Annotated in this window: 15 protein-coding genes; 6 read left to right on the forward strand and 9 right to left on the reverse strand. The window is 44.5% G+C overall.

The genetic code is table 11. The features are described 5' to 3' along the window. The first annotated feature begins 1 nt into the window (after position 1). The 6 genes from QEP06_RS10810 (at position 2) to QEP06_RS10835 (ending at position 4623) form a co-directional block, all read left to right on the forward strand. Positions 2-205 (forward strand): hypothetical protein, encoded by a 204-nt coding sequence (locus QEP06_RS10810; protein WP_285270264.1) that lies wholly within the window; start codon positions 2-4, stop codon positions 203-205. Next, complete coding sequence (locus QEP06_RS10815; RefSeq protein ID WP_285270265.1) at positions 180-392, forward strand: hypothetical protein; 213 nt, start codon at positions 180-182, stop codon at positions 390-392. The genes QEP06_RS10810 and QEP06_RS10815 overlap by 26 nt, the downstream gene beginning before the upstream one ends. Continuing rightward, on the forward strand, positions 389-1378 hold the full coding sequence (dusB, locus tag QEP06_RS10820) for a tRNA dihydrouridine synthase DusB (protein ID WP_285270266.1): 990 nt from the start codon (positions 389-391) through the stop codon (positions 1376-1378). Before QEP06_RS10815 ends, dusB begins: the two co-directional genes overlap by 4 nt. Before the next feature lie 165 nt (positions 1379-1543). Beyond that, entirely contained in the window at positions 1544-2452 is a 909-nt protein-coding gene (locus QEP06_RS10825) for an ABC transporter ATP-binding protein (RefSeq protein WP_285270267.1), read from the forward strand. Between the two features lie 83 nt (positions 2453-2535). Beyond that, a complete protein-coding gene (locus tag QEP06_RS10830) occupies positions 2536-3852 on the forward strand; it encodes an ABC transporter permease (RefSeq protein ID WP_285270268.1) in 1317 nt (438 codons plus the stop codon). Positions 3853-3945: 93 nt separating this feature from the next. Beyond that, on the forward strand, positions 3946-4623 hold the full coding sequence (locus QEP06_RS10835) for a hypothetical protein (protein WP_285270269.1): 678 nt from the start codon (positions 3946-3948) through the stop codon (positions 4621-4623). A 78-nt stretch (positions 4624-4701) separates the two neighbouring features. Here QEP06_RS10835 and QEP06_RS10840 read toward each other — a convergent pair whose 3' ends face one another. The 9 genes from QEP06_RS10840 to QEP06_RS10880 form a co-directional block, all read right to left on the reverse strand. Continuing rightward, complete coding sequence (locus tag QEP06_RS10840) at positions 4702-5358, reverse strand: porin family protein (protein WP_285270270.1); 657 nt, start codon at positions 5356-5358, stop codon at positions 4702-4704. A gap of 19 nt (positions 5359-5377) precedes the next feature. Beyond that, the gene (sucD, locus tag QEP06_RS10845) at positions 5378-6250 is read right to left on the reverse strand and encodes a succinate--CoA ligase subunit alpha (RefSeq protein ID WP_251833931.1); all 873 of its coding nucleotides are present in this window, start codon (positions 6248-6250) and stop codon (positions 5378-5380) included. Between the two features lie 56 nt (positions 6251-6306). Next, complete coding sequence (locus QEP06_RS10850; protein WP_285270271.1) at positions 6307-6867, reverse strand: hypothetical protein; 561 nt, start codon at positions 6865-6867, stop codon at positions 6307-6309. Position 6868: 1 nt separating this feature from the next. Then, complete coding sequence (locus QEP06_RS10855; RefSeq protein WP_285270272.1) at positions 6869-7768, reverse strand: LpxD N-terminal domain-containing protein; 900 nt, start codon at positions 7766-7768, stop codon at positions 6869-6871. 32 nt (positions 7769-7800) lie between these two features. Continuing rightward, positions 7801-8364: an elongation factor P gene (efp, locus tag QEP06_RS10860; RefSeq protein WP_251833934.1), complete on the reverse strand. Its 564-nt coding sequence runs from the start codon at positions 8362-8364 to the stop codon at positions 7801-7803. Positions 8365-8448: 84 nt separating this feature from the next. Then, entirely contained in the window at positions 8449-9237 is a 789-nt protein-coding gene (gene lpxA / locus QEP06_RS10865; protein WP_285270273.1) for an acyl-ACP--UDP-N-acetylglucosamine O-acyltransferase, read from the reverse strand. Continuing rightward, positions 9238-10635 carry a bifunctional UDP-3-O-[3-hydroxymyristoyl] N-acetylglucosamine deacetylase/3-hydroxyacyl-ACP dehydratase gene (locus QEP06_RS10870; RefSeq protein WP_285270274.1) on the reverse strand — a complete coding sequence of 466 codons (1398 nt, stop codon included), beginning with the start codon at positions 10633-10635 and terminating at the stop codon, positions 9238-9240. Then, entirely contained in the window at positions 10628-11662 is a 1035-nt protein-coding gene (gene lpxD, locus QEP06_RS10875; protein ID WP_251833937.1) for a UDP-3-O-(3-hydroxymyristoyl)glucosamine N-acyltransferase, read from the reverse strand. The genes QEP06_RS10870 and lpxD overlap by 8 nt, the downstream gene beginning before the upstream one ends. Positions 11663-11723: 61 nt before the next feature. Then, the gene (locus QEP06_RS10880; RefSeq protein ID WP_285270275.1) at positions 11724-12935 is read right to left on the reverse strand and encodes an HD domain-containing protein; all 1212 of its coding nucleotides are present in this window, start codon (positions 12933-12935) and stop codon (positions 11724-11726) included. Positions 12936-13040 lie beyond the last annotated feature (105 nt).

Below are 13040 nucleotides of genomic sequence, written 5' to 3' on the forward strand. Positions count from 1 at the left end.
AATGGATATTAAAAGTAAAAAATACTGGCTGATCGCCGCCATCACTTTCATCGTCCTCTTCCTCATGAATTATCTGGGAAATGACCAGGCTGACAGGCTCGAGCGGGCGCTGATGACCGCCGTGGCGGGCGTGGTGGGCCTCACCATCGGCATGTGGTTCGTCTTTAGGAATTCTAAGGATGACACCTACCACGATTTCGACTGATCTTTTTTGGGCGGACATTTCCCGCTGTCCGCTGTATCCCGCCGCGGCGGGGATGCCGCTTCCATCGGGGCCGCAGACCGTCTCTAATTCCACATTTCCTTTTGGATCGAAAGTACTCCGTTTCCGTTCTACCGTACTTTACGTTCTGCCGGAGAGTTTCCGCATATTTGGTATCTTTGCACCATGATAAAAATCGGGAATATAGAGCTGCCGGAATTTCCGTTATTGCTCGCACCAATGGAAGATGTTTCAGACCCGCCTTTTCGCCGGCTTTGCAAAATGCACGGTGCTGATCTGATGTATTCCGAATTCATTTCTTCCGAAGGTCTCATTCGCGATGCGATGAAAAGCCGCAAAAAACTCGATATTTTCGATTACGAAAGACCTGTCGGCATCCAGATTTTCGGTGGTGATGAAGAAGCGATGGCGCTTTCCGCGAAAATAGTGGAAACCGTAGAACCCGACCTGGTAGACATCAACTTTGGCTGTCCGGTGAAAAAGGTAGTTTGCAAAGGCGCCGGCGCCGGCGTTTTGAAAGACATCGACCTGATGATAAAACTTACGAAAGCCGTGGTGAATTCCACACACCTCCCCGTTACCGTAAAAACGCGGCTTGGCTGGGATACAGAAGGCATCAACATCATGGAAGTAGCTGAAAAGCTGCAGGATGCGGGTGTAAAAGCGCTAACGATTCACGCGCGAACCAGAGCACAAATGTATAAAGGTGAAGCCGATTGGAATTACATTCACGCTGTTAAGAACAACCCGAATATTGAGATTCCTATTTTTGGCAACGGCGATGTAGATTCTCCACAAAAAGCGCTGGAATACAAACAAAAATACGATTGTGACGGCATCATGATCGGTCGCGGTGCCATCGGTTATCCGTGGATATTCAATGAGATCAAACACTTTTTCGAAACCGGAGAGACTTTACCCGAACCCACGATTACCGACCGTCTGCTCGCCGTACGTCAGCACGCCGAATGGAGCGCAGAATGGAAAGGTGAAAGACTCGGACTCATCGAAATGCGCCAACATTACAGCAATTATTTCCGCGGTATCCCGCATTTCAAAGATTTCCGCCGGAAATTCCTGGAGGTTTTCACGCTCGGGGAAATGGATGGGGTCATCGCTGAAGCCGCTGACTTCTACAAAGAGTTTTCTTATTAAGTACTGTATTTTATTTGCCGCGGAAATCCCTAGCCCTGATTGCAGCGGCATCCTTTTTTGACGAGGAACGAGGAGAAAAAGATACAGCGGAAAGCAGGTACCCGGCTCCTGAATTACTGTAACTTTCAAGGGAGAACACTTACTAATCATTAAAACATTTTTTAAATGCTTAGAGCAAATCACGTCACCAAGACATACAACGCCGGTAAGAAACTGGCATTAGAAGATTTCTCAATCGAGGTTCCGGAAGCCAGTATCTACGGTCTTCTTGGTCCCAACGGTGCGGGCAAAACTACTTTTATCCGCATCATCAACCAGATAACGCAGGCAGATTCCGGCGAGGTTTTCATAAACGGCCAGAGGCTGAATCCTGATCACATCCGCCAGATAGGGTATATGCCCGAAGAGCGTGGACTCTACAAAAACATGTCGGTCGGCGACCAGATCCTTTACTTTGGCGAACTGAAAGGAATGAGCAAAAATGATGCGCTGAATCAGGCTAAATACTGGTTCGAGCAACTGCAGATTGACCAGTGGTGGAAGAAAAAACTAAGCGAACTCTCAAAAGGGATGGCACAGAAAATACAGTTTGTAGTGACTGTGCTGCACCGCCCGAAGCTGCTTATTCTGGACGAACCTTTTTCGGGTTTTGACCCGGTGAATGCGAACCTGATCAAAGACCAAATACTCAACATGAAAAAGAATGGCACCACGATCATCCTTTCCACGCACCGCATGGAAAGCGTGGAAGAAATGTGCGATTCTGTGGCATTGATCGACCATGCGAAGAAAGTACTTGACGGTAAAGTCTTCGATGTGCGTGAACAGTTCAAGAAAAACATATTCGGAGTGACGCTCAGCGAGGTGAATGCCGAAAACTTGGAGAACTTCAGATCACAATTTGAAGTAAACAACTTTACGGAACGCAACAACCTCATCTCATTTGACCTGAAAACCGCTAATGAGCAGCATATTCTGCTAAATGAACTGATGAAAGTAGGGAAAATACGCACGTTTGACGAGAAAATCCCGAGCATGAACGAAGTTTTCATCAATGCCGTAGCAAGGAGGTAGCGGATGGCTAAAGGCTGATTGCATTTGGCGGAATCGGAGTAAAAGAAAGAGCGGCAAGCATTTAATAATTATTGAAATTTGAAATGAAAAATATTTTCCTCATCACAAAACGCGAATATCTTACACAAGTCAAGAAAAAATCCTTCATCATCCTGACGCTGTTGGCGCCGGTGCTCATGATCGGTTTTGGTGTGCTGATCGCCTTTATGTTTAAAGCTAATGAAAGTTCAAGCACCTTCAACGTCATCGATAAAAGTGGCCTTTTCGTATCTAAACTTAAAAGCGACGAGTCTGTAAAATATGTTTTCGTACCTAAGGAGAATGAGCGGGCACTCAGTTCCACGCTGAAAGATATGGAAGGAATCGAAGGGTTGCTGATCATTCCCGAGCTGCAGGAGAATGATTTTGAAAACCTGCAGAACAACACCAAACTGCTGATCAACAAGAAAATCGGCATGGATACGAAACAGCGTGTAACGAAAGATTTAACGGAAGTCATCAAACAGGAAAAAATAAAGACGCTCGGCATTTCGCAGGATCAAATCGTGAATCTCGACAAAAGTTTCGCGCTGAAAACCGAAAATGTGGTAGATAAAAAACAGGCCGACTCAGACCTCGATTTTGGCGTGCGTTCCGGCCTCAGCATGGTACTGATGTACGCCGTCTTCATGTTCATCATCATCTACGGTGTGCGTGTGATGCGCAGCGTTCTCGAGGAAAAAAACAACCGCGTGGTAGAAATCATCATCTCATCGGTGAAGCCTTTTGAACTGATGATGGGCAAAATCCTCGGTGTGACACTGGTTGCACTTACACAGTTCAGCATCTGGATCACCATGTCGGTTTTGGGCGCGATAAGTTTGAATACAGGCTTTGCCGCGATGCAGAAAGACCTCCCAGTAGGTGCCGAATCTGCGGCGGCGATGGAAAAATTCGATTTTAAACAGTTGGCCGGTGAGATTTCACATATCCTTCTTGACATGAATTTTGCGCTGATTATCTTCGTTTTCATCGTGTTTTTCCTGTTGGGCTACATCTTTTACAGCTCGATGTATGCGGCAATTGGTTCGGCGGTGGACAATGAAACCGAGACGCAGCAGTTTACGCTGTTTGCCATCGTGCCGCTCATGCTCGGCATGTACGGCAGTTTCACGATTATGAACAATCCGGAAGGGCCGCTGGGTTTCTGGCTTTCGATAATTCCTTTCACGTCGCCGGTGGCGATGATCGCGCGTATTCCGTTTGGCGTACCGGCGTGGCAGATCGCACTTTCAATGATATTACTGGTAGTTTCGACGCTGCTCATGATCTATATTGCCGCGAAAATTTACCGCGTCGGTATTCTGATGTACGGAAACAAAGCGAGCGCGAAGGAGATATGGAAGTGGATCAGGAGCTAAATGATTTTAATCACGCAGGTATTTTTTTTCCGATTGATGGCATTATTTTCTGTAATTTGGCTGAATTGACAGCTTCACCCATTTAACATTTTTATGAAAAAATATTTCCTGATTTCTCTGGGCGTTTTATTGTTAAACTCATGTGCTACCACGCTTCTTACAGACAAGGACGTCAGTCCTGCAGAAGTTAAAAATATTTCTTACCACGAACCAATTTCGTTCATCAATCTGATTGAAAAAGGAAATCAGGCTAAACTGAATGATTCGCTATCCCACGTTTCTACGGTGATTTTAGATTCAATCATAAAAAATTCTGGCCACCCGAAGGTCAGCAAAAGATTAGATGTCACCGAGCAGAAACTTAAAATGCGTCTGGAAAATGACTTGCTTAAAACCGTGAGTGAAATCCGGAAGGTCAATAAATTAGAAGCTGTGAAAACTACAGCTTTAATGGACTCGGTGGTTAAAAGCGAAAATCAGCGGTTTGCCCTCTTTGTAATTAATTCCGGTTTTGCGCGAAGAAAGAACAATTACGGCAATCAGATTGTGAAAGGAATTGGAGTAGGAATTCTAACGATGGGTATGTATACACCCGTTCCTATAAAAGCCACAACTTCTACCTACGCGATGATTTATGATGCGCAAAAAAGTTCGGTGGTTTTCTTTAATTATCTTCCTGCAATTGAAAGATCTCCGGTGGATAAAAAGAACATGAGTAACATTTACTCTCTTCTTTTCGATAAATTTTACAATGCCGAAAAAAATAGATAACTGCAGAAAAATTTAGTGTCCGTAAAAAATCCCATCAAACTGAATTGATGGGATTTTTGTAAATATTTAAGTTTTTATTTACTGAAAAATATAACTCAGTCCAAGGCTGAAGACCTGCTCGGTCTTGCGTTTCGAAATATTCGGGTCGCTGCCGTTTTCGCTCATCAGACCTTTGTAGGTATTGCTGAGTCCGAAATCGTAACGGCTGGTGATTTCAAACTGACGCTTTAGCGAAAATCCAACTCCAATGCCCAGCGCAAAATTGAAAGACGAAGCTTTGCCGTTCACATCGCCCTCACCTTCTACGGTATAGCGTTGTGGTGCATTCTTGATATTTTGGCTCATCAGAAAATTAAATTTCGGACCGGCCATCGCAAAAAATTCGGTTTCAGCTTCAGAAAAATAGGCCTTAAAATAGACCGGTACACTGATGTAGTTATTAGCATATACCGCGTCATAGCCCGGATAAGCTTCTGCATCTTTGTCCTTACCTGTTTCGCCGGCACCCAGATATTCAATGCCGGGCTGTAGGTAAAACTGGTCACTGCTGTCTACCGGAATAAGTGCCAAGACTCCGCCAAAACCCGAATAAATAGGACCCGAAGGATTGTGCGCGTTTGTCACTCGCGAATACGTACCGCCGGCTGTGAGGCCGAAACGCGTGCTGCGTAAATCAATCTGCGCGGCCACAAAAGTAGCTGCGCAGAGTGCTGAACTGATTAGTAGTTTTTTCATATTTGTGTTTGTGTGTTTTTTAGCCTAAAACTTTGGCAACGGTAGAACCGATCTCTGCCGGAGAATCTACTACGTTGATCCCGTTTTCGCGCATGATGGCCATTTTCGCCTGTGCAGTGTCTTCATCACCACCTACGATGGCCCCTGCGTGGCCCATTGTACGGCCTTTTGGCGCAGTCTGACCTGCGATGAAACCTACAACAGGCTTCGTAGAACCGCTTTCTTTGTACCATCTTGCAGCTTCCGCCTCCAGGTTTCCACCGATTTCACCAATCATTACTACGGCCTCAGTTTCCGGATCGTTGATGAAAAGTTCCAATGCTTCTTTTGTCGTAGTTCCGATGATTGGGTCACCACCGATTCCGATCGCTGTAGAAACACCGAAGCCGGCTTTCACAACCTGATCAGCTGCTTCGTAAGTTAAAGTTCCAGATTTCGAAACGATACCTACTTTACCTTTTTTGAATACAAATCCTGGCATGATACCGATCTTGGCTTCATCAGAAGTGATGATACCCGGGCAGTTTGGCCCGATGAGGCGTGTTTCGCGGTCTGCGATGTATGCTTTCACCTTCACCATATCTTCCACCGGAATACCCTCTGTGATACACACGATTACTTTGATACCCGAATCTGCAGCTTCCATAATAGCGTCAGCAGCAAATGCAGGCGGTACAAAAATAATAGAAACGTTCGCTCCTGCTTTTTCTACAGCATCTGCCACAGTGTTGAACACTGGCTTCCCAAGGTGCTCAGAACCGCCTTTTCCAGGGGTTACACCACCTACTACGTTGGTTCCGTACTCAATCATCTGCTGTGCATGGAAAGTTCCTTCGTTACCGGTAAAACCCTGTACAACTACTTTAGAATCTTTGTTTACTAATACTGACATGTTTATGTTTTTTATATTTTTAATTAATTCAATTATACTTCCTGAACACTACAAAGTTACAACTCTTCATACTTCTTCAGAATACTCAGTACGCCCTCCCTGTCAACTTTCATTTGTTCGATGTCCGGTGCCAGCGATGGTTGTGCCGCGGTAATGATGGCGAGTTTTTTCTTCATACTGTTAAAAAGTCCTACATTCTCTCTTTTACCTTCCTCATTTACGAAAATATCGGTCATCTGCACAGAACCATCATACCCGTGCGGATAGTAGTCGCGGTACCATTTTATCTTGCCATCGTAAATAACTTCGTAAAGCCTGCTTCTACCGGGCAGTATGTTCTCGAATCTTCTCTCATTATTCTTAAAATCAGTGAAAAGAAGACTTTTCACAGTAGTGGCGCGCACTTTCTCGGTTTTCCCGGTGGCGTTGATCTTTGTGAGCTTCTCATTAAGTGAAAGTTCATTGAGTAGATCCGGCCAGAACATATTGGTTACTACCCTCAGCTTCACATTCACAGTATCATTTTCCCAGGTAATGAGCTTTGCATCAAGCTCCTTTCTTTGGGAAAAAAGCATTGAAAATGAACCAATCAGGAAAAGGAGTACTAGTTTTTTCATTTTATAAATTCTTGAGTTTTACCTCCTTTCTAAGATACTGTTTGAATTCTTCTGCGATCGGGCCGAAATAGGTTCCTTTTTTCAGATCGCGGTTTACGCCACATTTTGCCAAAAGCACAGTTCCGTTTTCCACGCGCACGCCGGATGCCATACCTACCTGTCCCCAGATTGTCACCTCATCTTCGATGATGCAGCAGCCCGCGATACCGGTTTGCGATGCGATAAGCACCTTTTTCCCGATAATGGTGTCGTGGCCGATCTGTATTTGGTTGTCTAAAACAGAACCTTCGCCAATCACCGTAGAATCGGTCACACCACGGTCAATTGTGCAGTTGTTTCCAATTTCAACATTATCCTCAATCACTACATTTCCGACGGATATAAGTCTGTCGAAATTGCCGTTAAGTTTTCTGTAATAGAAAGCGTCGCCGCCTAAAACGGTCCCGCTTTGGATGATGACATTATCACCAATCACCGTTCGGTCGCCTAGGACCACATTTGGAAAAATAATACAGTTCTTTCCGATTTTTACATCATTTCCAATCACCACACTTGGATGAATTTGGCTGTCATCGCCGACTTCAATATCGTGAAGCTGTTCGGCAAAGTTGTAAATCCGGGTAAAATGCGTATTGATCAGATTAAAATCACGAAACGGATCATCAGAAATGATCAAAGCTTTTCCCTGCGGACAAGCCACCTCACGATCGATCAAGATTACCGTAGCCGCAGAATTTAGGGCTTTGTCGTAATATTTCGGATGATTAACGAATACGATATCACCCGTGCGAACCCTGTGAATCTCATTGGTGCCTAAAACCGCAAAATCTGCCTGTCCCACGTAGCGCGCGCCAACAAGGTCTGCAATTGATTTTAATGTTTGAGGCTTATTGAAAGTCATTTTTTCAGGATCTATGGGTTAGTTTGGGCAGGTTATTTTACTCTTTCCAGGTAAGAACCTTCTTCTGTATTTACTTTGATTTTGTCTCCAGCTTCGATGAAAAGCGGCACCATGATGCGTGCACCTGTTTCCACGATCGCGTTTTTCAGCGCGTTGGTTGCGGTGTTGCCTTTCACTCCCGGATCAGCTTCGATAACATCAAGATATACTGTTGGCGGGATCTCAGCGGAAAGCGGAGATTCGTCAGCTTCTTTTAGGATGATTGTCACTTCTTCGCCCGGCTTCATGAACTGTGAATTTTCGATCATGTCTTTATTAAGATAAATCTGAGAAAAATCGTCGTTATTCATGAAGTGGAAACCGTTCTCATCATCGTACAGATACTGGAATTTACGGGTAATCACTTTCACCTCATCAATCTTATGACCGGCAGAAAAAGTATTTTCAAGCACTTTTCCGTTCGTTACCGATTTCATTTTGGTTCTCACGAATGCAGGTCCTTTACCCGGTTTTACGTGAAGGAATTCAATGATTTTAAAAATATCATTGCTGAACTCGATGCACATTCCTTTTTTGATATCGTTGCTTGTCGCCATTTATTTTTAAATATAATTTTTTAATGTTTTAATTTGTCGCAGTTGGAGTCTGATTTAGTTTAAAAAATTCAACTGTCAACCCTTCTACTCCTTACCCGTTCCGTACCCTTTCACGATTCCACGGGGTGAATTTCTGATAAATTCCAGAATTTCATCGCGTTCCACGGTTGGAAGCATTTCTTTCTCAATATAGCTGCTCGCCTGCGACACATTCATTTTCATCTGAAAAATGGCGCGGTATATTTTCTGGATTTCAAATATTTTCTCGTTGGTAAAACCACGTCTGCGTAAGCCAACGGAATTGATTCCGGCATAGGTCATGGGTTCGCGCGCAACTTTCACGTAAGGCGGAATATCTTTTCGCACAAGCGTTCCACCCGAAATCATCACATGTTTACCAATTTTTCCGAACTGATGAACTGCTGAAAGCCCTCCCATCACGGTATAATCACCAATTTCTACATGACCCGCGATTCCGCAGCCGTTTACGATGATTACACCGTTCCCGATTACGCAGTCGTGCGCAATGTGCGAAGTGGCCATGATGAGACAGTCGCGGCCAAGTTTTGTATAGCCGAGCGCTTTCGTGCCACGGTTTACTGTGACACATTCGCGGATTGTCGTATTATCACCGATGATTACCTGCGTATCTTCACCGTCAAATTTCAGGTCCTGCGGGATAGCTGAGATCACGGTTCCGGGAAAAATCCGGCAGTTTTTACCAATCCTTGCACCGTCCATAATCGTCACATTCGGCCCGATCCAGGTGCCTTCGCCGATCTCTACATCGCCCGCAATCGTGGTAAACGGTTCTACGATTACGTTTTTCTTGATCTGTGCGCGTTTGTCTACGGCGGCTAACTGATGTACCATTTAGTCCACTTTATTTTTAGCCACCTGAGCCATTAATTCAGCTTCTACCACGATGCTGTCTCCCACGTAGCCATAGCCCTGCATGTGTACAATTCCGCGTCGGATTGGCGAAATGAGTTCAATCTTAAAAACCATCGTATCGCCCGGCACTACTTTCTTCTTGAATTTTACCTTATCGATCTTGATGAAGTAGGTTGAATAATTCTCAGGATCCGGAACGCTGGCAAGAACCAGAATACCACCCGTCTGCGCAAGTGCTTCCACCTGCAAGACACCGGGCATCACAGGCTCCTTAGGAAAATGACCAACGAAGAATGGTTCGTTCATCGTGACATTCTTAAGGCCTACCACATGCGAATCAGAAAGCTCCAACACCTTGTCAATCAACAAGAATGGCGGACGGTGAGGCATCAGGCGCATGATTCCGTTGATATCGTAAACCGGCTCTTTGCTGATGTCGATATCAGGTACATTTTTCTTTTTCTGGAGTTTCCACTGGCGGTTCAGTTTTTTTGCAAACTGCGTGTTCACAAAGTGGCCGGGCTTGTTTGCAATCACTTTACCTTTAATCTTAACTCCTACAAGCGCCAAATCACCGATTACATCGAGTAATTTGTGACGGGCAGCTTCGTTGGGGTAATTTAATGTCAGGTTATCTAAAATTCCGTTCGGACGAATCGCGATGTCGTCTTTTCCGAAGGCTTTTTTAAGTTTTTCGCCCGTTTCCGGAGTCAGTTCTTTATCTACGTAAACAATCGCGTTGGAGATGTCGCCACCTTTGATGAGACCTGCATCCAGCAACATTTCGAGTTCGTGGAGGAAACTGAAGGTTCGTGCGGAAGAAATTTCTTCCTTAAATTCTGAAATATCTTTAAGTGTCGCGTTCTGCGTCCCCAAAACCTTTGTTCCGAAATCTACCATCGTCGTCACCTCATAGGTTTCGGATGGTATAATTGTAATTTCCGAGCCAGTAACCGGATCTACATAATTCAAGACTTCTTTCACTATCAGATACTCACGGTCCATTTTCTGTTCCTCGATGCCTGCATTTTCGATGGCTTCCACGAAAAATTTAGCAGAACCATCCATGATCGGAGGTTCAGCGCTGTTCATTTCAAGGAATGCATTATCGATATCACAACCTACCAGTGCAGCCAGCAGGTGTTCACAGGTATGGATGCGTACGCCAAGTTTCTCAAGAGTAGTGCCACGTTCGGTGGTGGTAACGTAATTTACATCGGCTTCAACCTGTGGTTTTCCTTCAAGATCGGTACGTACAAATACAAAGCCGGTATTTTCTTTTGCCGGTTTTATGGTAAGGGTAACTTCTCTACCTGTATGGAGCCCGATTCCGCAAAGCGAAACTTCCTGTTTTAGCGTTTTTTGTTTATCACTCACGGTCGTCAATATTTTTTGAATTTTCTTCAAGTTTGCTGATGCGTTTCACAATCTCTGTAAAGTTGCGGAAATGCACGTAGTTTCGTCTGTATTCGCTGGCGTTGATCGCTGGCGATCCATAAAGCACTTCGCCGTCTTTGGCGCTGGAATTCACACCACTCTGTGCCTGGATCTTTACCTGGTTACCAATCTGGATATGACCTACAACACCGACCTGGCCACCAATCTGGTTCCAGTCTCCGATGATGGTAGAGCCCGCAATGCCGGCCTGAGCTGCAATCACATTATTTTCACCGATCTTCACATTATGCGCGATCTGGATAAGATTGTCTATCTTGGTGCCTTTGCCAATGATTGTAGAACCGATGGTTCCGCGGTCAATACTGCAATTTGAACCAATTTCCACATGGTCACCCAAGACTACATTGCCAAGTTGTGGAATTTTTTGGTAACCGTCTTTGGTAGGTTGGAAACCAAAGCCGTCTGAACCGATAACGGTATTTGAATGGATCACACAATCATCACCTACCACGCAGTAATCGTAAATCCTTACGCCACTGTAGATGATACAGTTTTTTCCGATTTTTACATTTTTGCCGATGTACACATGTGGGTAAATTTGGCTCTCATCACCGATCTTCACGTTTTCAGAAACACAGGTGAAGGCACCAACATACACATTTTCACCTACGCTGGAAGTTTCGTGAAAAACCGCACCCTGCTCTATGCCGCTTCTGCGACCCTGCATCTCTTTGTACAGGTTCATCAGTACCTGAAAAGACAGATACGCATCTTCTACAGCAATGATGGTAACCGGGTAATTTGTCTCAGTAAGAAGGCGCTCTGATACGATAAGTACCGAGCATTTTGCACTTTTTATAAAACCGGAAAACCGCTCTTGTGCAATAAACGAAAGGTGGCCGGGCTCACAGCTTTCAATTGGTGAAACACCCGTAATGATGGCATTTTCGTCGCCAATGATCTTTCCGTCAATGAATGCTGCAATCTGCGATGCGGTAAACTCCATATCGTGCAAAGATAGGAAAATCCCAATTATTGCCAATATTTTTTAACGCCGGAACGCACGCCTAAATTTCTCTTGGAAAGGCAAGAATATACTTGGTGTTCAGCTCATTGATCGCTGATGAGAGGATCTGGTTTTCTGATTTTTCCAAAGATATCTTACTGCCGTCTTTTTGCAGCAAATAAATCGGTTGACGCTCAGTGTTGTACGGAAGCAGGCTTATTGAGATCTGGTCAACCAGTTGCGCGCCCTTATCAGTATTGAAAACGGCGTTTGTCCGTTCAATTTTATCTTTGATTAAATCTTCGGAAAAACGCTGTGAAGAAATAATGGTGCGCGGAAAACTGCGGCCGATAACGCATTTGCACAGATAACTCAGCAGCAGATCATCATGCCGCGTCCAGTTCTTCATCGCCTGAATAATATCAGTATCGTCAAGCTCTGTAAAGCGCGCGATATCCTCGTCCGTTGCCTCTGCAGACTGGTTTCGGTGTAGAAAATAATTTAGGTTTTCTGAGGCTGACAAATCTACACCCTGCTGAACCAAAGTTTTTGCCCGTGATAAGATTTTAACCAAAAGATGCTCCGCCAACGCCGAGGTTTTGTGATAATAAACCTGCCAGTACATGAACATACGGGCTGTAAGGAAATTTTCAATCGAATAAATTCCTTTTGCATCGATGACCAACTCGTCATCAGCCACATTCATCATCGAGATAATGCGCTGCGTATTCACATTACCCTCAGAAACGCCGGTGTAGAAACTGTCGCGCTTCAGATAATCGAGCCTGTCAACATCGAGCTGTGAGGAAATCAGCTGATTGAAGAATTTCCGGTGATATTTACCTTTAAACATTTCAATTGCCATTGAAAGTTCGCCGTCTAATTCAGAATTCAGTTTATCCATCAGCAACAGCGAAAGTTTTTCGTGATGCCAACTGTCCATCAGCATATTTTCAAGGGCATGTGAAAACGGTCCGTGCCCGATATCATGCAGCAGAATAGCCAGCATCGCCGATTTTTCTTCAGTTTTGGATATCTCCACGCCCTTCAGCTTCAGCGTTTCGATAGCGGTAAACATCAGATGCATCGCGCCCAATGCGTGATGGAAACGCGTGTGGGTTGCGCCTGGAAAAATGAGATTTAATAAGCCGGTTTGTGAAATCCTGCGTAAGCGCTGAAAAAAAGGATGCTCTATCACATCATACAAAATTTCATAAGGAATTTTAATAAATCCGTAAACCGGATCGTTGATTATCTTGAGTTTATTCGTCATATCTTCAGCTTGATTATCCGCCTGATAGCGGCTTCAAAAATACTGATAAAAATGCAGAATTCAGTTTTGCGGACGGCCGGAATATGAGCATTTATTTAACGGAAT

Source organism: Kaistella rhinocerotis, from assembly GCF_030243905.1.
Classification (GTDB): domain Bacteria; phylum Bacteroidota; class Bacteroidia; order Flavobacteriales; family Weeksellaceae; genus Kaistella; species Kaistella rhinocerotis.

What these genes read in the sequence shown, in the direction of transcription:
- QEP06_RS10810 (WP_285270264.1), top strand. Translation starts at nt 2, where the DNA reads ATGGATATTAAAAGTAAAAAATACTGGCTGATCGCCGCCATCACTTTC.
- QEP06_RS10815 (WP_285270265.1), top strand. Translation starts at nt 180, where the DNA reads ATGACACCTACCACGATTTCGACTGATCTTTTTTGGGCGGACATTTCC.
- dusB (WP_285270266.1), top strand. Translation starts at nt 389, where the DNA reads ATGATAAAAATCGGGAATATAGAGCTGCCGGAATTTCCGTTATTGCTC.
- QEP06_RS10825 (WP_285270267.1), top strand. Translation starts at nt 1,544, where the DNA reads ATGCTTAGAGCAAATCACGTCACCAAGACATACAACGCCGGTAAGAAA.
- QEP06_RS10830 (WP_285270268.1), top strand. Translation starts at nt 2,536, where the DNA reads ATGAAAAATATTTTCCTCATCACAAAACGCGAATATCTTACACAAGTC.
- QEP06_RS10835 (WP_285270269.1), top strand. Translation starts at nt 3,946, where the DNA reads ATGAAAAAATATTTCCTGATTTCTCTGGGCGTTTTATTGTTAAACTCA.
- QEP06_RS10840 (WP_285270270.1), bottom strand. Translation starts at nt 5,358, where the DNA reads ATGAAAAAACTACTAATCAGTTCAGCACTCTGCGCAGCTACTTTTGTG.
- sucD (WP_251833931.1), bottom strand. Translation starts at nt 6,250, where the DNA reads ATGTCAGTATTAGTAAACAAAGATTCTAAAGTAGTTGTACAGGGTTTT.
- QEP06_RS10850 (WP_285270271.1), bottom strand. Translation starts at nt 6,867, where the DNA reads ATGAAAAAACTAGTACTCCTTTTCCTGATTGGTTCATTTTCAATGCTT.
- QEP06_RS10855 (WP_285270272.1), bottom strand. Translation starts at nt 7,768, where the DNA reads ATGACTTTCAATAAGCCTCAAACATTAAAATCAATTGCAGACCTTGTT.
- efp (WP_251833934.1), bottom strand. Translation starts at nt 8,364, where the DNA reads ATGGCGACAAGCAACGATATCAAAAAAGGAATGTGCATCGAGTTCAGC.
- lpxA (WP_285270273.1), bottom strand. Translation starts at nt 9,237, where the DNA reads ATGGTACATCAGTTAGCCGCCGTAGACAAACGCGCACAGATCAAGAAA.
- lpxD (WP_251833937.1), bottom strand. Translation starts at nt 11,662, where the DNA reads ATGGAGTTTACCGCATCGCAGATTGCAGCATTCATTGACGGAAAGATC.
- QEP06_RS10880 (WP_285270275.1), bottom strand. Translation starts at nt 12,935, where the DNA reads ATGACGAATAAACTCAAGATAATCAACGATCCGGTTTACGGATTTATT.